Here is a 19,287-nt window from a genome sequence, read left to right as displayed (position 1 = left end):
AAGTAAGGATGCCTCATGTCTCGCCATAAATTATTGCTTCCAATAATGCTCATTATTCTTGGGGTAAGTGCATCTTCGAAGGCCGAAGTTGTAGGGTTGTCTTCAGGTGAGTTTAGGGTTGATGAGAGTGGTGCCGCCACATACTCAGTACCCATTAACATACCTGAAGGTCGAGCAGGCGTAACGCCGCAAGTGTCGTTAAACTATTCAAGTAATAACCTTCAAGATGGCCCCGTAGGCATTGGTTGGAGTGTTGGCGGTATTTCAGCGATTTCTCGTTGCCCACAAACGCCAATTAATGACAATGCCATAACAGGTGTAACTTTTACAAGCAGTGATAGGTTTTGTCTTGATGGACAACGATTGATGTTAGTTACGGGTACCTACGGTGCCCCGTATTCAACTTACATTAAAGAAGTTGATGACTTCTCAATTGTTACTGCTATGGGCGGTAGCCAAGCGAATGGGCCTAGTTATTTTGAAGTCAAAACGAAAGCCGGTGAAACTTATTATTATGGTAACCCTGGCTTAACTAGCCTAGTTAGTACAAATCAGGCGGATGCATTTGTTGAGCCGAGTAATAAGACTGGAATAGCTAAAACATGGGCTGTCAAAGTCATCAAGGATATAAAAGATAACTATATATTGTTTAATTATAACAACAGTAAAGCGGATGGAACATTTTACATTGATAGCATTCAGTACTCAGCCAAACTGGGTGACAGCACAGCTTCCAATAAAGTTAAATTTGTTTATGAAGACTACGATAAAGGTTTTTTAGGTTATCAAGCGGGTGCAATTGCAAAGAACAACAAAATACTAAAGCGCATTGACTCTTCGGTTGAGGGTAGCAACTACCGCTCTTACTTTTTGAACTATGAGACCAGCAATTTTATTGAAGAACGCACCTTATTAACATCAGTTCAAGAATGTCCCGATAATGATACTAATTTCAGTAATTGCTTGCCTAAAACAACGTTTAGTTGGCAACGCCCTAATCTGTCTACCAGTAGCATGCAATATCAATGTGAATCTGAACTAGGCTCACCTGACTTTTGTCGATATGTTCCAACAACATCTAACTTTAAGCCATTTGAGAACTTTACTCCCGTTGCGAGTGGGTCTGCTAACGTCAGTACATCTCAAGTTTTTGACATCAATGGTGATGGATATCAAGATATTGTTTACGTCAGTGGCAGTTCATGGGCAGTGAAGCTCGGCCCTTACTTTACTTCCACCAAAACGATGACATCGACTGGTACTTCAAAAAAGGAATATGCGCTTAATATTGATTATAACGGTGATGGTGTAAGAGATTTACTTGTTGCAAACTCAGCAACAACAAATTGGCATGTTCTATCATATCAAGCAAGCCAGAGTTCATATCAAATTTGCCCATCTGGAGAGCCTTGTGACGAGCGGACTAGGCTATTGGATTATACTTTAAAAGACTTAGGCGTCGTTGCTACAGGACTTGAAAACGGTGCACAAGTCATGGATATCAATGGCGATGGCAATGAAGACATTGTTTTTCGAACGGGTAATACAATTAAAGCCCATGTTAACAGTGGTAATGGTACCTTTACGGCAAATAAAACCCTCTATACTTTTACGGATACCGTTGCATCTGCTGAGTTAAATATGGGGGTGCAATCTCAAACTGCCGATATGAAGTCTGCCAGTGCGGTTGATATTAACGGCGATGGGCGTTCAGACCTTGTGATGAAAGTCACGTCAACAACATCAGGTTGTTATGTTCGTGGGATTTTGAATCGATTTGTAAACTCAGCAAATGAGTGTAGAAATGATTTAGGTGGCACCTGGACCAGTAGTACTTCAACAAAACATATGCTCTTTGTCGCATCAGGCACCATGGCAAATCCAGTCTTAACCTTACAACAGATCCTTGGTAACTATGAAGACACATTCCGTATAGCAGATTTAAATGGCGATGGCTTAAGTGATTTGTTATTTGTCAGTGGTGATAAGTGGTGGTATCGACTCTCTAATGGTATTGAGTTCCTAGCGTCTAGAGACGCGGGGTTAGCCACATCGAGTACTAAAAAATACCTTGACCAATTTGTCGATCTAAACAATGACGGCCGCGCGGACGTGTTACATGCAACCTCAACGTCTAATTGGGCTATTTTCTTCTCTCGCCCCACAGATTCTGGTGAATGGATTTCATTTGAGAGCCGTGGGTCTATGGCTTTTGACGCCAATGCTACGGTTCGTTTTGGTGATACTGATGGCGATGGAAAATTAAACTTACTGACTTCAACAGGCAGCAGTTGGAAAAAATATTATAACCGTAAAGGGGTTAAAGAATACGCAATAAATACCATTGCTAATGGGTTTGGTGTCGCGACAAAGGTGACCTACAAACCGATGACAGACTCATCTGTCTATGTGACAAACTTCTCAGATGCAGACACAACAACAGATACGTTCTCACCTCACTCAGGCATGCAACTCGTCAGTAAAGTAGAAACGCAAAGCAATATTGGTGTTAATGATAAAATATCGGTCAACTATAAATACGGTGGTTTTCTTATCCATAAAAAGGGCCGTGGTTCATTAGGCTTTCAGATGTTAAAAACCATCGATAACCAAACCCATGTTGTGACCGAAACTAAATACAGTCAAGAGCATGGTGAATTAACGTTTGTCCACGCAGGCATGCCGATTGAAACTATTCAAATGCTTGATACGCAATTACTTTCTAGGGCGAGTAACACGCTAGACGTCATCCAAACAGCTAATGGTGGCATTTCACCTTATATTACATCTTCAGAAGAAGAAAGTTACATAGTAGACAGTAATCTTAGCAGCACATTGTCAAGCGTAACACTAACGACCAATCAATATGATGACTGGGGTAACTTACTTGAAAGTAACATCGAAATTTCTGATGAATACTCTAATGACGTACTCACAACCAACAATGTTAATACCTATGGTTCGGGTGACTGGGAACGATATGGCCGTTTAGCTTCTTCTGTTGTCACAAAAACACGAACAGGCGACCCTAAAACACATGTCCGAGAAACCACATTTGATTACTATTCAAATTTGATATTGAAATCAAGCACATTATCACCTAATCAAGCAGCCACTAAACTAACAACCACTTATGGGTATGATGCCTGGGGAAATAAAACCTCTGAAGCAGTAACGGGTTATAGCACAGCAACAGGCACAAATATTACTCGTAGTACGAGTAGCAATTATGGTGCTAAAGGGCGCTATCTCAAATATACCGATGATGCGATGGGTTTTAGAACCAGCTTTATGTATAACAATGCTGATGCAGACTCTGTAACAGGTGTCATCACTTCAATAAAAACTACCGATGCCAATAATGTCGCAAAAATAGAATATTTTGATGATTTAGGCCGACTAAAAACCATTGACCATCCTGACGCAAAAACAACAACCGTTACTCAAGCTTTTTGCAGTAGCTGCTCTAGTAATGCTTATTACTACGTTAGAACAACGGTAACCGGAAATCCCACCCAGGAAGTGTATTTTGATAAATGGGGGCGCGAGGTTATCGCTCAAACCACAAGCTTTAGCGGTGGCTGGAACAAAGTCATCAAAGAGTACGATGAGCAAGGCCGAGAAAAAATGGTGTATGAGCCAAACTCAACTGACTTTACACTTTTTGAATACGATGAATTAAATCGACCTAATACCGTTACAAAGCCCAATGGCACAACAGTCACAAATGAGTTATTTGGCTTTGAAAGTCGAACCACTAATGAAGTCGGTATAACGACAAGCGCATATCAAAATGGTTTTGGTGAAACTGCTTATACTCAAGATGCAATCGGTAATACAGTGTCTTTTACTTATGATGCTCAAAGCAATGTTGTGACTACAGACACAACCGGAGAAGGCAGTAATTACATTGTCACCGTGACTTATGATGACTGGGGCAGGAAACTCTCCACCAATGACCCTTCAAAAGGTCTATGGAAATACACCTATAATGCTTTTGGTGAGTTAATGACCCAGGAGACCGCTAGAGGCCATACCTTCACTTTTTCATATGACTTACTTGGACGCAAAATAAAAAGCTATGAGCCATCAGAAGGCACGCTTTGTTGGAATTATGGTACGACAACGGATAAAGGCAGACTGCTTTCAGTCGAAAAATTTGATGCAGCAGTTGCAACGTGTGCTAGTGGCAATCCAACGTATAAAAATAGTTTTACTTATTATCCAGATGGCTTAGTTAAAACGACAACAACCTTAATAGAGGGGAATACATTCACGCAAAGCCAAACTTACGATAGCTACAGCCGCCCAAGTGTTACCACTTACCCTGCAGGTACTGCGGCGTTTTCAGTTAAGAATTACTACACAACGTCTGGTTATCTATCTGAAGTACGTAATAATATAACGAGCGCGTTATTAAAACATGTTGACTCGATGACCGCGCGAAATCAAGTCGACGAAGTCACTTACGGTAACAATGTGACTACCACTGCGATGTTTGAAGATGACACTGGCTGGTTATCAAGTATTGACGTTAAAAATGGTAGTACTCAGCTTGCTTACACTGATGTCGTGCATGATGATATAGGCAACGTAACCAGTCGCTGGACTAAATTTGGTTCAACCCCTGGAAGCATTACCGACTTTACAGAAACGTATGGCTATGACTACCTGACAAACCGTTTAGAAGACAGGACAATTAGTATTGCGACTGGTAGTGGTATCTTGCCAACAAATTTTAAAACGTATCAAGATTTCAATTATGATGACTGGGGTAATATTAAATTTAAAACGGGTGTGGGCAATTACACCTACTATGCAACTAAACCGCACCAGATTAATGAGGTCAAATCAGCCTCTGGAGCGCAATTGTATAAGTTTTTCTATGATGCCAACGGCAATAGTAAAACAGATGGTACTCGTACCTTTAATTATGGCAGTTACGACAAGCCAACATTAATCACCAAGGCTGGCAGCAGTTCTACCATGAAATATGGGCCTGAACGTGAGCTTATTTATAAATCTGATACGTATGTCGAAAATGGTAAAAATGTTACTTATCAGACAACCTATTTAGGCAATTATGAAAAGGTATATCGTACGGGTGGCGCAGGTACATTAACCGAGCATAAGTTTTATGTTGGCGATATTGTCTATACCCAGCGAAGCAATGGTTCAAGTGATACTTTTTATCTACACAAGGACCATCAAGGCTCAGTCATCGCCACAACAAATGGCAGTGGCGCAGTCGTATCGCAAGCTATTTACGACCCTTGGGGTAAACGTACCGCTGTGTTTCTCCACAGTTCGTTTGCTAGTTTTACGACTAGCGAACCGACAGACAGAGGATATACAGGCCATAAGCATATTAAAGACTTAGATATTATTCATATGGGTGGGCGTATTTACGACCCAACCTTAGGTAGATTCCTGCAGGCAGATCCTTTTATTCAGGCTCCGAAGAATAGTCAGAGCTATAACCGTTATGCTTATGTTCTGAATAATCCGATGTCGATGACCGATCCGAGTGGGTATTTTTTCAGTGGGCTGAAAAAATTTGTTAAAAAATGGTGGAAACCTATTGTAGCTGTAGTTGCCGTTGTTGCTACTTATGGTGCTGCCACTAATTGGGTTGCGGGATGGGGAGCTACATGGGGAACTGTTGCAACAGCAACTTCGGCAGCGACATTAACTACGGCAGGTGGAATTGTAACGGGGGCAATAGCTGGCGGAGCCGGTGGCTTTGTTGGTGGAGCACTGATGACTGGAAGTCTAAAATGTTCTCTAACAGGAGCTTTGAAAGGGGCATTTAGTGGTGCAATATTTGGTGGAATTGCTGCTCATTATGGTAATACATGGAACTTTTCTCGGGTGATGTCTAATAGCGTTGCAGGTGGTATTTCAGGTGAAGCTACAGGGGGGAGCTTCCGGGAAGGCTTTAAGCTTTCATTTGCTCTTTCTATGACTAGGTTAGGATGGGAACATATCAAGGAACGAACAAATATGTTGAAACTTAGAGCAACAAAAATTGAAGGTAATAGACCTCCTGTATATAACAAGCATGGTGAACTGATGACCTACTCAAATAGAGATATGTCGCAGATTGTAGGTACAGATGCTGGAGATGGTAACTGGTTTACAAATTTGACAAAAGATTCAGGTATGGAAGGAACCATATTTGAAAATAAAAGTTCAACATGGGCAAGAAGCATGAATGCTATTTCTAAAGGTCATGACTTTTGGAATTCTGATATTTCGAAATTAGTTGGTTTTCAAGGTTATGACTCTATGACTGGCATGGTACTTTCAGGGACTGAAACTTATAATACAGCTTTCCAAGCTTGGAGCTTAGCTGGGATGGTTCCAACAGCGGCTTATACGGGTATCGCAATGACAGCCAATGCTCCTTACATTTATGATTGGCACAGAAGAGAATATTATGAATAAACTATTTCTCTTATTTCTTGCTTTAAATACTATGTTGTTAGGTTGCACTAGTATCGACAACAGGTTTTTAGATATAAATGAAAACCACTATTATGCTGATTGGTTAAAAACAATTGAGAAATCTCATGGAGAAGGAGTATATTTTATTTTTGAAGCTGTTGATTTCTCAGAAACAGGTGACAAAAAACCAAGTTTGAGAAGGTTGAAAAAACTAATTAGTCTTTTTAAAAATAAACCGAAAGAGTGTTTAGAGCATATGGAAATTATTGATGAATCAAGAAACCTGTATGAAGGCGGTGGTGAAACAATTTATATAAGGTGCGGGAAATAGCATAATAAAACCCTTAAACTTTGATTTCAAAGAACTAAACCCAAAGAAGCTTTCTTCAACGGTACTAGTTGCCCGAAGGTTTGGCTTCTTTGGGAGCAAACCTACAACAAATAATTAAGACACCCAAGATTTCTGGCTAAATATTGACCGCTCAACTACGCTTTATTTACCTTTCACAAACGGTAATTAAAGATGGCCAGACCAAGACAGACAATCGTGAGCCTGGAAGATACACCTTACTACCACTGCTGTTCTCGTGTAGTGCGTAAGGCATTCTTATGTGGAATAGATAATTCAACAGGTGAGAACTTTGAGCATCGGCGTGAGTGGGTTGATTCACGCATTCTTGAGTTGGCGACTATCTTTGCCATTGATATCTGTGCTTATGCCGTGATGAGTAATCATCTGCATGTGGTGTTAAAGGTTGATGCTGACAAAGCAAAAAAGTGGTCAGATAAAGAAGTGCTAATTCAATGGCACAAGGGGTTCAAAGGTACGTTACTCACGAACAAGTACCTAAAAGAAGAAGACCTTAACCAGTTTGAACTTCAAACGGTTAATGAATGCATTACTGAATACCGTAAGCGCTTAATTGATATCAGTTGGTTTATGCGCTCACTCAGTGAGCCCATCGCCAGAATGGCCAATAAAGAAGATAAATGTACAGGTCGCTTTTGGGAAGGGCGCTTTAAGTCTCAAGCACTGCTTGATGAAGTCGCAGTATTAGCCTGTATGGCTTATGTGGATTTAAACCCTGTCAGAGCCAAAATGGCTGCAACCCCTGAAACCTCAGATTACACCAGTATTCAGCGCCGTATCAATTCAACAATGAAAGGCGAGCAACCACCTGAGTTATTACCGTTTGTGGGTAATGAGCGACTCAATATGCCTAACGGGCTCATGTTCAGCGTGAAAGACTACATAGTATTGGTTGAAGATACCGGTCGGATTATTCGAGAAGATAAACGTGGTGCCATTAGCTCAAGTAGCCAGGACATACTGAATAGACTCAACATCCCTGCAGAGAATTGGCTTAAAATCACCACAGAATTTGGCGCATTATTTAAAGGTGCAGTAGGGGCATTACCTGCCTTAACCGAATACTGTGAGCATTTAGACCGAAAACGACGACAAGGCGCTGCAAATTGTCAGCGCTGGCTGTGCGCTTAAGCATTAATTCTTGAAAAACCACCATCTTCCTTATATTTGATTGATATCAAGATTTTCTGCTGTGCTGAATTGCTTAGATGACCATAAATCACTTATTTAACGATAATATTTTAGTCATATCGATAAAAATTGATGAGTTGATCACATCGATCGTACCCTCGCCAAAGCCATGAAAACGAGTTATGTTATTTGTTCAAGAAATGGGTGGCTTCATTTTTCTTATGGGTGGCTTCATTTTTCTTGGTAGCAGGCCGCTTGCCTTGCAGAGTTAAATTGGTAAGATGTTGTTCATAAAGAAAATCAAAGCGTTGTTGTTCATGAGTTTCCATGGTGATACTCCTAGGTAATGCCAAGGTAGGCAGGGTCTAGTAAGTATTTATGATGGTGAGAAAGATGGGCTTTTATCTTTTCTGCCGCAGAGCGGCTTCGTTCAACAAGCCAATTAAGACGGGACTGCTAAAGTTTGGCTCGGTTCCGCTTCGCTACACATTTTAGCCAAACATTATCAGTCAGCCCCTTATTGGGGCGTTGAGGCTGTAGAATTTCTATTTTTATTGAAAAATAGCCATTTTTTAGGGTTCCAAATTTATTACCTAGTGCCTTAAAAGCGCTTAGGATTGATTTCAAGAGCTCGTTTTTTAATTAAATATAGCTGTTAGAGTTATTCTACAGCCTCGTTATATTTCAAGGAGGATTAGTGAAGCATTTAGTTTTAGTTTTTTCTTTTCTGGTTGTTGGCTGTACCAGTTTAAAAGATGTTGGTGAAAGCGGCCATAATCCTGAAGCTTTTGTTGGTATAGAAGATGGAAATCTGATTTATCAAGGTGAAATAACTGATACATCAAATAATGTGATTTTTTCATTGTTTAGGGCTGCTGAATTCAAGCCAAACCGACTGCTTATTTCAAGCCAAGGCAGTGAGATTGGTGCGGGAATGGATTTAGGTCAGTGGGTCAGAGATAATAATTTGGATGTCGAGGTCACAAGAGTATGCGCTTCTTCTTGTGCTAATTATGTATTACCAGCTGCCAATACTAAGTACTTAAGAAAAGACTCGATTCTGATATGGCATGGTAGCGCTTGGCAATCCAATTGGCATGTCGATCAAGAGCACCGTGAAACTTTCAACACTTACATCACTTTAATGCGTAAAAAGGAAACTGATTTTTACGCAGATATCGCAGTCGACAACCTACTAACTACTTACGGCCAGTCTAAATTTAATTTCTTGGACTCCACTCTGGGCTTTTTTGGTAAAGGAACTGTTGGTTTTGATTACTCTAAAGCTGATATGAAAAAATTTGGACTAGTTAATATTGTACTCTTAGATGGCGAATGGGATTGGAGAAAATATCGGCCTGATAGAGCAAATCTGGTTAAGCGTATCAGGGTTGACGATGATTTTGAGTTTAAGCTTCGTAGATTTGAAATATAACAAAAAAATTTTATCACCAGCAAAAGGCGCTGGCTGCGACGTCAACCCGCTGCGTGGCTTTCCGCGCTAAATTTGGGCGTTTATGTACTGGTGAACTCGTCAGCTCATGGAAGATTACATACATAGTAAATCTACAATTCTAATAATTGGTGCGGTCGTAGGTTTGGCTGTTGGTATATCCTCGGTCTTTGAATTTTAGGTTATCCCGGGAGTGTTTTCATTTGTCTGTTGGATTGCTTTGATGTTCGGTATCCCTAAAGCTAATTCTTCGAAAGTAAGGCGAGCGCTCTTCTATGCAAGCGTTTCAGGATTACCAACTGCATGGTTTGCTTTTTTGATGGTAAGGTGAGCAAGTGCAATGTACATATAACAAATAAGGATAGGCCGCGCGAAGCCGCGTCCTTATCCCAAGTGTTGAACAAGCCCGAACACGTGAGATGTGACTCTTTATTATGTAATTAACAGTTCGAGAAAACGCGCTGTTTGATGTGATTGTTAGCTAGCTACTTTTCAGTAGGCAGCAAGTTTCCTTAGCCTCTTTACTAATTAGTTAACTCGCTATATTTCAGTATCTTAAATTAACCCTCCACGGTATTCAGTTAAGCCATTATCCTTATTATCATTTTCAACATTAGGTTCAGGGTATTAAGTTTGTCGGTCGTTTCACTATGCCCATAAAGTGCATTGGTTGCTGACAACAGGGGCAACGGCGTGTTGCTAATCTGCGCTTTATCTCGGGAATGATTGGAAATACACCCCCAGCAACCGCCAGCATCAGTTGTATTTGTAGCCTGAGTTTTTTGGCATTACCTCTGAGTAATCCATAGTCTCTCACTCGTCGTAACCCTTTCGGTAATACGTGTTGCAGTATTAACCAGAGAAATTCAGTAGCGGGTAAGGTTCGTACTTTTGTAGACTGAGTTTGAATGTCTTTATACTCAAAACTGACAAGCCCATCGACTTCACTTTTGATGTTTTTGTCAGGCAGTACACCACGATAAAGATAGCGTGATAGATATTGCAGTGCAGGCAACCCTTTACCCATATGCTGGCAATCAACCACCCATTTTTTCGGCAGTGAGGTTGGCAGTTTGAGATTCAGTTTTGCCAACTGTTCCAGTAAACGTGCGCGCCACACTTTAGCTAAATTGAAAGCGTTGAACAGGTATTTGCCCTTATTCTTTTCCAGTGTTGTTGGGTTTTGTTGAAACTGCCCGCTGGAATAATAAAGTGAATATGCGGATGTAAATCTCGCCGCCGGCTGTGAGTATGCAGCACGCCAGTGAAACCAATATCACCGGCAAGTTTTGGTGAGTTAAGTGCAAAGTCTTTGAGCACACTGGCAGCCACTGAAAACATGGCTGGATAGAGTGCTTCCGGTTGATATTTAGCCACCACACGCAGCTCATATGGCAAAGTAAATGTCACCATAAAGTAATCGACAGATAACAATTTAGCCTGTTGCTTAGCTAACCAATCCGCTGTGGTGTTGTACTGGCATTGGGGACAACTGCGATGACCACATGACAGCGGGAAATCTGCTGTATGAGTGCAACCCTGACAAACCCAGTGGCTAGCTCTTTGGGTGTGAACGCGACAGCTCAGCATGGCATTAATGGCATGGCGCATTGATGTTGTTATTTGGCCATCATAAGCTTGATTAAACGCATCAAGATGGTCACGTAAAATATCGATAAACTTCATATGTCACACTCCCACTTCAACACCAAATTATTAGTGAGCTGGTTAACCGACAAGGCCGTGTTTTTACGGGTAATATGAGTGAGACGTGTATACCTTGCTGTGGTGTTGAGGCTGTTGTGACCGAGCAAGTGTTGTACTGAGCGTAAATCTAATCCTTGCTCTAGCAAATGAGTCGCATAGCTGTGACGTAAATTATGTGGACTGATAGATTTGTGAATGTTGCACTCAGAAATCACTTTTTTCATGGCCTTTTGAATACCACCGCGGTCCATCAGCGAGTCTGGCTTGCCATCTTTACCGGGAAATACATGCCGAGGATGGCGATGGGTTTGCCAGTAATACCGAAGCGCTAACAATGTGCGTTGTGGTAAAGGTACTAGCCTATCCTTGCCGCCTTTGGCGTCACGAACATGCACCTGCATCAACGCTGAATCGATATCGCCAACCTGTAATGAAATTGCTTCACCGAGGCGCAACCCCATACTGTATAAGGTTAAAAAGCACACTTGATATCGCAGCTTATGGGTGAGGCTAATGACGATTGAGACTTCGGCAGGGGTTAGAATATCCGGTAGGCGTTTGACCTGCGGCGGCTTAACAATGTTGAGCCACTCCCAAGATTGATTAAGGACATACCGGTAGAAAAACTGTAATCCATTGCGGTCGAGTTTTACGGTACTCCAGGAGTGAGAGGCAATTAAATCAGCAAAATAACGCTTCAAATCATCGGTTGAAAGGTTATCAGGGCAACAGTCAAAATAAGCACTAATGCGCCTAACTGCGCGACTGTACGCATCGATGGTAGCAGGCCGCTTGCCTTGCAGAGTTAAATTGGTAAGATGTTGTTCATAAAGAAAATCAAAGCATTGTTGTTCGTGAGTTTCCATGGTGATACTCCTAGGTAATGCCAAGGTAGGCAGGGTCTAGTAAGTATTTATGATGGTGAGAAAGATGGGCTTTTATCTTTTCTGCCGCAGAGCGGCTTCGTTCAACAAGTCAATTAACTACGCGCCTTCGGCGCCGGACGCGCTTACACGCGCTGGTTATTGAAGCGTTAATCATTGACAACCTACTCGATAAATATTTAAATGTCATATATCGACTACGAATGTTCACTTTCTGAGATGTGATTTTTCGATTAGTAATTGATTATAATGGATTTTAGTTTTATTTTGTGGCTGATTTCTTGGGTTCAAATCCCTATCCCTCCGCCACATTAAATACGAGAAAAGTCGTTGATTATCAACGGCTTTTTTTGTTTCTGGCGTTTGAGGGGCTCTCCATAAGGATTGACTCAGACAATGTATCTTTATCGAGCACCCAACAACGTGTATTTCACACGTATCTGTTTAGCCAAGTCGCTTCGCGATAAAGGCTTTCCTTTTGATGTAAAAGTGTCGTTGCTGACTCGAGATAGAGCAGAAGCGGTCATCCGCAATATTGATGTTGCCGGAACACTCAAAAAAATCATTAAGTCTATTGACCATCAAACTCGTATTAACGACTTTATTCGCTACGTCGATGAAGTGATTAACCATCTTAGAGCTCAGTTTGATGGTAATGAAACTGATATTACGTTCAACATCACGCAAAAACCTCATGCTATCCCCATTAGAGAGACTAAATTGTCTCAGCATCGTGAAACTACCGCTGTGGCGCAAGCAAAGCCTGTTATTGGGTTAAACGAAGCATTAAGTGCGTTTATTATCTCAAAACAAAAATCAGCCATTAGGCCGCTGTCTATTAAGCAGCTTGAGCAGCGCACTCGGCATTTTATTGATACTGTATCATCAAAATCCACTCTTAAAACCAAGCTTAAAACTGATGATAGATGTGTGCATGAAATCACCAGCGCTGATGCGATGACCTATCGCGATGAGTTACTGACTCAAGGCCGAAGCTACAAAAGCAATAAAGAGTATTTAGCTGCCGTATTTCAGTTCTTTAAGTGGTGCCAATTAATGAATTACTGCACCAGTAACCCCTTTGAAAGCGTTACAGTCGGACAAAAACCAAAAGCTAAACCGAATCAAGCTAGAGACCGCTGGACGCACATTGAACTTAAACGACTACTTCGCAGCTCATCATTCAAAGCTTCAACAATCGATTTCAAATGGGTCACCCGATTAATGCTTTATGGTGGTTTAAGGCTTTCAGAAGCTTGCCAGCTCAAACCTAGAGATATCAAACTAATCGATGGCGTACACTGTATTAGCATTGATGACAGCGGTTCAGCACAGCGATTAAAGAACCTCAACGCTAAACGTTATGTGCCCATTCACAAATACTTGCTTGAGCAAGGTTTTATTGCGTTTGTTGAGCAAAGAAAATCAACACATACCCAGCTGTTTGATTATAAACCCGTTGGTATAAACGAAGATTGGTCAAAAACTTACTGTAAACAGCTCGCCAAGCTTCAAACCGAGATAGGCATGCAAGCGAACCTGCGCCCCACGTCATATGGCTTCAGACACACTTTTATCGATGAAATGAAGCAATTAGATATCAGTGAGCATATTGTTGCTCAAATCGTCGGTCACGCTAATCCCAACATCACTTTCAGTCGTTACGGCAAAGATATAAACGTTGCAGCATTGCTTAAGGATATTGAGAGAATTGAATATCAAATTTGATGATCGGGTGTGGTTAATAAATAAACTTTAAACCTAAATTAACAATCTGTCTCGATTGGCAGTAACAGTGTCAGTTGAGGCACAAACACTGCCAAAGCTGTCATTATTTCGCTACAGCAGAGAGCGAGATATTAGGCTGTTGAAAATGGCTCGCAGTCGGTGAGTGCGAAGCAAAAACAGCTCACAATTATGTGGGACTAGTACGTAACCCGGTACGTTTATCTCCCACTTTTTGTTCCAAAAAGATGGGAGATAAACTCGGGCAAGGGGAATCCCCTTTGAACCCCAAAGGCACATAATGCGCCTGTTAAAAACAGGAACATTATAGGTGCAATCTACTGGTATTTTTTATTGTAAACAATTTAAGATGTGCCAATTTTGAATTGAGTAATTCATTTTTCGAATTGTCGAACTATTTTGGGGGTATCACAAATCCAGTTTTAAATATTACATGGCTATTAATTTAGCTTCACTAATAACCTTATTCTGTGATTCAGTTGCCTTCTTGATAACCTCCGCATACACGCGCTTTTTCTCTGCAGAACTTGCGCTCATAACAAAGGCTGAAAGCTTAGATGTGGTAACTTTATTTTTAGATACATTTGTCGACATAGGTTTCTCACATAAAAACAGTCTAAGAAATAGGCTCAGGAGGTAAGTTTAACAGCCTTACTAATTCAGCGCGAGTGTATTCCTTCTCAATATGATGCTCTACCGCTGTAATATCGTCATGGTAAATTCGAGTACTACCATCGTTGTTTTTTATAAGTAAGTCTATCTTAATCGAAGCACCGTATTTGGTTTTGACTTGCCTAACGACTTTTTGTGAATTTAAGAATTGATCAATAAATATAGAGGGTAAAATACCACGGCCTTCAAGCTTTTCTCTTGCTTGTACAAACTCCCAAGCTAGAACAGGCTCTTGATACACAAAAATAATGAGTACTGCTCGATTTCGCATTAAGGAGCGATCAATATTTTTGCAGGCAATATCAAAGTTTGACAACGTCCCATCTAAAATAAAGCTTTGGTCATTATTGAAAATTCTGTCTAAAGTGCGTTCAACTATAAAGCTGACTGCTTTTTGAAACAAATACGAGTTTTTACCTGTGTATTCTTGGAAGTAAACTCTTAGTTCATCAGGGTCAAGTCTTATAATTCCTGTTTCATCAAACACTTCAATAAACGCTTTTGACGCCTCTGTTTTACCTGCTCCAGGAGAACCACACATAAAGATAGAGACGGGCTGTTGATCTGCGGGATATTTGCCTAAATCGGTCAGTTCACGTGCTATACGAGTTCGATTTGCTTTTGCAAATATAATTGCTTGAGTTTCAATTTCAGTCTCTTGCTCTGTCATAGCCTGTGGTAACGTTTCTAGAATAAAACAGCATGATATCAGTCAATATAAATTGGGTATAAATATATCTGAGTTTTTTATACGCATGGGAGTCGACAATGCCACCGCCTATCGTTCTTGAGGAGCAGCCTGCAACAATTTGGCCGTATCAAAGCCATGCAGTACCCTAGCGGCGAGCATGTAGCCTATCGTTTTGACAACAATGGTTATTTAGTCGAAGATTACCAACGTTTTACTGATGGTTCCGAACAATCACTGCGCATAATCGATGAGTACAGCGCCTTTGGCAGCATTAACCAACAAACGTTCAGTAACCATTATGTTCAACAGTTTAGCCGTAATTTAGCCGGTTCACCGACGAGTATCTCTACCAGTTTTTCTGGAGAGTGCAGTGCTATCGGGGTGCAATACTTAAATTATGATTATGATGGAATGGGTAACTTAGCCTTTCAACACAACGTGATTACCCAGTTCAAAGAAAGCTACAACTATGACGAGCTCATGCGGGTTGATGACTCAACTAAAACGTACAAAGGTATAACCTATGCTGCGGTTAATTATGATTATGACGCCGCAGGTAATATCCTTGTTAAAGGCGATTACGGCAGTCAATATCTCTACGGTAGTGTAGGCAAAGGTGCTGGCGGTAATGCAGGCCCTAACGCCATTAGGCAGTTTATCCGTGGTGGTACAAAAACCTTCACCTATGACAATAACGGTAACAGGCTCACGGGCGATGGCGTAACGTTAAGCTATAACGACCAAAACAAGCCGTTAACGGTAGACCGCAATAATGTAAAAAGTACATTCAGTTACGATGCCAATGGTAACCGCTAAAAACAGGTTAAACAGCAAAGCGGTAGTGTGGTATCGACCACGTATTATGTGGGCAGTTTTGAGCGTGAAGTGACCCTAAGCAGTACGGTAGATAAAACCTACATTGGTGACCACACCATTAAGATGAAAGCCCATGTGGGCAGCTTAGGTAATCAATCACCGTTCCAGCATGTACTGCGCGACCATTTAGGCAGTGTCGATACCTTGATGGATGCCAAAACCGGTGCCGTATTACAGCACCGTGGTTATGATGTGTTTGGTCGTCCAAGAGACATTGCAACAGGTAATAACCTGTTAACTAGCTGGCAAGGTGTCACCAAAGGCTACACAGACTATGAGCATTTGATTGACCAAGAGCTCATTCACATGAACGGGCGGATATACGATTTCAACATCGGCCGCTTTTTAAGTGTTGACCCGTTTTTGCAGTTCCCAGAGAATAGTCAAAGCGCTAACCCGTATTCGTATATTTTGAATAACCCGATGAGTGGGACAGATCCGACGGGGTATCTAGCAACAACAGATAAAGCAGAAGCGACAGGTGGTGCGTCAAATAATGCTGAAGTAGAAAAAGAAGAGACAAAAGTAACAGGTAATGGCCAGAAAAATGAAACTCGACGTGCAGTAAGAGATCACCGTTCAGCAAGCAAAGCCGGAACTTTTGCGCCGAGTTCTGGTACGTTTAGTGGCGTTAGTAATGGTACCAGTGGAGATAATTCCGGCAACTCTAACACTAAATCCAGTTTTAATTCGGGCGAGCATAAGGGAAGACTTGAGGCGGAGTCGACTCTTGGTGAGGCACCATCGGATGCAAATCAAGTGTATAATGATGCAGAAAAAGCCTCTAGAGAATTACCCGAAATAAGGCGTGGAAAAGGGAGAGAGTTTGTTGATAAATTTGCAATTAGTTATATCGACAAGTCAGGGAAAATAAGGTAAGCGTCCGGGCAAGTACATCTTCAGCAGCTCTTGTTCATCCTCTATATTAACGACTGATCATTACATCAGGAGTTAACATGGCTAGACGTTCACATGAAGATTGGGTTGCCTTGATACAACAGCAATCCGCTAGCGGCTTGACGATTACCGCTTTTTGTCGCCTGCATAAACTCAGTATCAGCGGATTTTACGCCCGCAAAGCAGACATAGCTAAAATGAGCATTCCAACGGGCGCACTATTTGTTAAGGCGACGCTGGCCTCGCCGACGGCGATGGCTACCCAAGCTCAACTTCCTGTCCCAGAGCAGACCATTTTTTTTCAGCATCAATCCGGGATATGGACTTTCCCTAGCACCTTGCCTGCAAGCTATCTGCTGGAAATGATAAAAGGCCTGCAAGCATGTTGATGTTTCGTGAGCTCCCCAGTGTCTATTTGCATCGAGAGCCTGTGGATTTTCGTAAATCCATAAATGGCTTAGCCGTTATCGTCGAGCAACAGTTGTCGCTACAGGCCACAGACGGCAGCGTGTTTGTCTTTTGTAATAAAAGCCGCGATAAATTAAAAATCCTCTACTGGGATGACACTGGTTTTGCGCTTTGGTACAAACGCCTCGAGCAGGATAAGTTTAAGTGGCCGACTAAAAGTATTGATGAGTGCCTGAGCTTATCTGAGCAACAGTTTCATTGGCTGCTGTCTGGCTTTGATGTATTGGGACATCAACATGTTAGTGGCTTGAATTACAGTTAATTGATCGCCATTGCGTATGCAGTTTTTGATAATCAGATCACTGCAACCCCCTTCTCTAGGGGGAGTTTTGGTATAATAACACCATGAAATTAAGCCCTGACAACTTACCCAACGACGTTGATTTGCTTAAGCAATTATTGCTTGAGACGCTGGCGGCTAAAGACAATACTATCGAGTTGAGAGATGCTGAAATTGCTGAGCTTAAACACTCGGTGCAGCGGTTACTGGAGCAATTTCGCCTCGCACAACAACAGCGCTTCGGGGCCAGCAGCGAAAGCCATGATTATCAAGGTGAGTTGTTTAACGAAGCTGAAGTTACGGTTGATGAGCTTGTTGAGTTAACGACAGATGCTGATGTGTCAGTACCGCCTAAACAACGCGCCAAGCGCAAATTACTGCCAAAAGACCTGCCGCGAGAAGTCGTCATCCATGATATTAGTGATGAAGATAAGCAGTGTGACAGTTGTGGTCATCAGCTGGCATTAATGGGCCAAGACAGTAGTGAGAAGCTTAAGTTTATACCGGCACAAATCAGTGTGATTGAGCATGTTAGATTAAAATACAGCTGCAAGCATTGCGAAACGCAAGGCACCAAGGCCAACATCAAGCAAGCGCCCGTGCCCGTCAGCCCCATTCCTAAAAGTTTTGCCACCCCAAGTCTATTAAGCCAACTCATCACCAGCAAATATCAGTACGCATTACCCCTTTACCGGCAAGAAGCCTTGTTCAAGCAACATGGTATCGACTTAAGTCGGCAAACCATGGCCGATTGGATGATGAAATCCGCCGCTCTGTTTAAACCCTTATATGATTTACTGCACAAACATTTGTTAACACAAGAAGTCATCCATGCGGACGAGACCACCCTCAAAGTGATTAACGATGAGCGGGTGAAATCCTATATGTGGGTGTATTGCGCTGGCGCGGATGGGCCAAGCACTGAGCCTCGATATCAAGGTTTACGCAGCATAGTGCTTTACGACTATCAAGACGGTAGCCGTGCGGGCACCTGCGTGAGCCGTTTTCTTGCCACGGAGCAAACGGTGTTTAATGGTTATTTACAGGTCGATGGTTACGCAGCTTACCAGCAGGTAAGTAATAAGCTTGTTGGCTGTTGGGCCCATGCACGGCGTAAATTCAAAGAAGCGCTAGTGGCGCAAGGAAAACCCAAAGTAGGTAAAGTCAGTAAAGCGGATATGGCACTGAGCATGATAGCCAAGCTGTACCGCATTGAAACCCAAATACAATCACTGAGCCTGGAAGAGCGTCTGTATTTTAGGCGCACCCACTCACAACCCCAATTGGTACTATTTAAGCAATGGCTGGATAAATCATCGCTGCAAGTATCAAAGGGAAGCCCTCTAGGCAAAGCCATCCATTACAGCCTCAATCAATGGGAAAAGCTCAGTCGTTACACAGAAGATAGCCGACTCAATATCGACAACAACCGCGCAGAGCGAGCAGTAAAACCGTTTGTGATAGGGCGAAAAAACTGGCTATTTAATCACAACCATCGTGGTGCTGAAGGCAGCTCTATTTTATACAGCATCATAGAAACCGCTAAAGCTAACGGTCTTATTCCGTTCGATTACATCGAACACTGCTTGGAGCAGCTATCCCATCCAAACTGTGACCTTAATAGCCTCTTGCCCTGGCTCGTTGATCTAAGCAAGGCGTAGTTCA

13 protein-coding genes and 1 pseudogene are annotated in these 19,287 nt (G+C 42.0%); 10 read left to right on the top strand and 4 right to left on the bottom strand.

Translation table 11 applies throughout. The features are described from left to right. Positions 1-15 precede the first annotated feature (15 nt). The 3 genes from FCN25_RS02540 (at position 16) to FCN25_RS02530 (ending at position 7,948) form a co-directional block, all read left to right on the top strand. Complete coding sequence (locus FCN25_RS02540) at positions 16-6,447, top strand: FG-GAP-like repeat-containing protein (RefSeq protein WP_137221701.1); 6,432 nt, start codon at positions 16-18, stop codon at positions 6,445-6,447. Further along, positions 6,440-6,778: a hypothetical protein gene (locus FCN25_RS02535; RefSeq protein ID WP_137221699.1), complete on the top strand. Its 339-nt coding sequence runs from the start codon at positions 6,440-6,442 to the stop codon at positions 6,776-6,778. The genes FCN25_RS02540 and FCN25_RS02535 overlap by 8 nt, the downstream gene beginning before the upstream one ends. Before the next feature lie 192 nt (positions 6,779-6,970). Continuing rightward, complete coding sequence (locus tag FCN25_RS02530; RefSeq protein WP_137221697.1) at positions 6,971-7,948, top strand: transposase; 978 nt, start codon at positions 6,971-6,973, stop codon at positions 7,946-7,948. A gap of 185 nt (positions 7,949-8,133) precedes the next feature. On the opposite strand, the gene FCN25_RS21045 is transcribed toward FCN25_RS02530, so the two are convergent. After that, positions 8,134-8,277 (bottom strand): hypothetical protein, encoded by a 144-nt coding sequence (locus tag FCN25_RS21045; protein ID WP_254693712.1) that lies wholly within the window; start codon positions 8,275-8,277, stop codon positions 8,134-8,136. Positions 8,278-8,645: 368 nt separating this feature from the next. Between FCN25_RS21045 and FCN25_RS02520 the strand changes: the two genes are divergently transcribed. Then, positions 8,646-9,383, top strand: coding sequence for a hypothetical protein (locus FCN25_RS02520; protein ID WP_175405817.1), 738 nt, complete (start codon positions 8,646-8,648; stop codon positions 9,381-9,383). A gap of 637 nt (positions 9,384-10,020) precedes the next feature. Here FCN25_RS02520 and FCN25_RS02515 read toward each other — a convergent pair. Both FCN25_RS02515 and FCN25_RS02510 read right to left on the bottom strand, forming a co-directional pair. Beyond that, positions 10,021-11,012 (bottom strand): annotated as a pseudogene (locus FCN25_RS02515) (IS91 family transposase). 71 nt (positions 11,013-11,083) lie between these two features. After that, positions 11,084-11,974: a site-specific integrase gene (locus FCN25_RS02510; protein WP_137221695.1), complete on the bottom strand. Its 891-nt coding sequence runs from the start codon at positions 11,972-11,974 to the stop codon at positions 11,084-11,086. 414 nt (positions 11,975-12,388) lie between these two features. On the opposite strand from FCN25_RS02510, the gene FCN25_RS02505 reads away from it, so the two are divergent. Further along, positions 12,389-13,720, top strand: coding sequence for a tyrosine-type recombinase/integrase (locus tag FCN25_RS02505; protein WP_137221693.1), 1,332 nt, complete (start codon positions 12,389-12,391; stop codon positions 13,718-13,720). Positions 13,721-14,354: 634 nt separating this feature from the next. Here FCN25_RS02505 and FCN25_RS02500 read toward each other — a convergent pair. After that, positions 14,355-15,080 (bottom strand): zeta toxin family protein, encoded by a 726-nt coding sequence (locus tag FCN25_RS02500; RefSeq protein ID WP_137221691.1) that lies wholly within the window; start codon positions 15,078-15,080, stop codon positions 14,355-14,357. A gap of 156 nt (positions 15,081-15,236) precedes the next feature. Here FCN25_RS02500 and FCN25_RS02495 point away from each other — a divergent pair, with 156 nt between their 5' ends. The 5 genes from FCN25_RS02495 to FCN25_RS02475 all read left to right on the top strand — a co-directional run bounded on the left by FCN25_RS02495 (position 15,237) and on the right by FCN25_RS02475 (position 19,283). Further along, entirely contained in the window at positions 15,237-15,917 is a 681-nt protein-coding gene (locus FCN25_RS02495) for a hypothetical protein (RefSeq protein ID WP_137221689.1), read from the top strand. 27 nt (positions 15,918-15,944) lie between these two features. Next, the gene (locus tag FCN25_RS02490; RefSeq protein ID WP_137221687.1) at positions 15,945-16,856 is read left to right on the top strand and encodes an RHS repeat domain-containing protein; all 912 of its coding nucleotides are present in this window, start codon (positions 15,945-15,947) and stop codon (positions 16,854-16,856) included. A gap of 77 nt (positions 16,857-16,933) precedes the next feature. Beyond that, a complete protein-coding gene (locus FCN25_RS02485) occupies positions 16,934-17,263 on the top strand; it encodes an IS66 family insertion sequence element accessory protein TnpB (RefSeq protein WP_137221686.1) in 330 nt (109 codons plus the stop codon). Then, complete coding sequence (gene tnpB / locus FCN25_RS02480; protein ID WP_137221684.1) at positions 17,257-17,604, top strand: IS66 family insertion sequence element accessory protein TnpB; 348 nt, start codon at positions 17,257-17,259, stop codon at positions 17,602-17,604. Before FCN25_RS02485 ends, tnpB begins: the two co-directional genes overlap by 7 nt. 83 nt (positions 17,605-17,687) lie before the next feature. After that, positions 17,688-19,283: an IS66 family transposase gene (locus tag FCN25_RS02475; RefSeq protein ID WP_254693711.1), complete on the top strand. Its 1,596-nt coding sequence runs from the start codon at positions 17,688-17,690 to the stop codon at positions 19,281-19,283. The last annotated feature ends 4 nt before the right edge of the window (positions 19,284-19,287 follow it).

The sequence above is a fragment of the Shewanella sp. MEBiC00475 genome, assembly GCF_005234075.1.
Lineage (GTDB): Bacteria > Pseudomonadota > Gammaproteobacteria > Enterobacterales > Shewanellaceae > Shewanella > Shewanella polaris.
This window is presented reverse-complemented; position numbering and strand designations above follow the sequence as displayed.

Bases quoted from the DNA above. Each gene is read 5' to 3' on its own strand.
- FCN25_RS02500 (WP_137221691.1), bottom strand. From the start codon at position 15,080: ATGACAGAGCAAGAGACTGAAATTGAAACTCAAGCAATTATATTTGCA.
- FCN25_RS02510 (WP_137221695.1), bottom strand. From the start codon at position 11,974: ATGGAAACTCACGAACAACAATGCTTTGATTTTCTTTATGAACAACAT.
- FCN25_RS02475 (WP_254693711.1), top strand. From the start codon at position 17,688: ATGAAATTAAGCCCTGACAACTTACCCAACGACGTTGATTTGCTTAAG.
- FCN25_RS21045 (WP_254693712.1), bottom strand. From the start codon at position 8,277: ATGGAAACTCATGAACAACAACGCTTTGATTTTCTTTATGAACAACAT.
- FCN25_RS02495 (WP_137221689.1), top strand. From the start codon at position 15,237: ATGCAGTACCCTAGCGGCGAGCATGTAGCCTATCGTTTTGACAACAAT.
- FCN25_RS02505 (WP_137221693.1), top strand. From the start codon at position 12,389: ATGTATCTTTATCGAGCACCCAACAACGTGTATTTCACACGTATCTGT.
- FCN25_RS02540 (WP_137221701.1), top strand. From the start codon at position 16: ATGTCTCGCCATAAATTATTGCTTCCAATAATGCTCATTATTCTTGGG.
- FCN25_RS02535 (WP_137221699.1), top strand. From the start codon at position 6,440: ATGAATAAACTATTTCTCTTATTTCTTGCTTTAAATACTATGTTGTTA.
- FCN25_RS02485 (WP_137221686.1), top strand. From the start codon at position 16,934: ATGGCTAGACGTTCACATGAAGATTGGGTTGCCTTGATACAACAGCAA.
- FCN25_RS02530 (WP_137221697.1), top strand. From the start codon at position 6,971: ATGGCCAGACCAAGACAGACAATCGTGAGCCTGGAAGATACACCTTAC.
- tnpB (WP_137221684.1), top strand. From the start codon at position 17,257: ATGTTGATGTTTCGTGAGCTCCCCAGTGTCTATTTGCATCGAGAGCCT.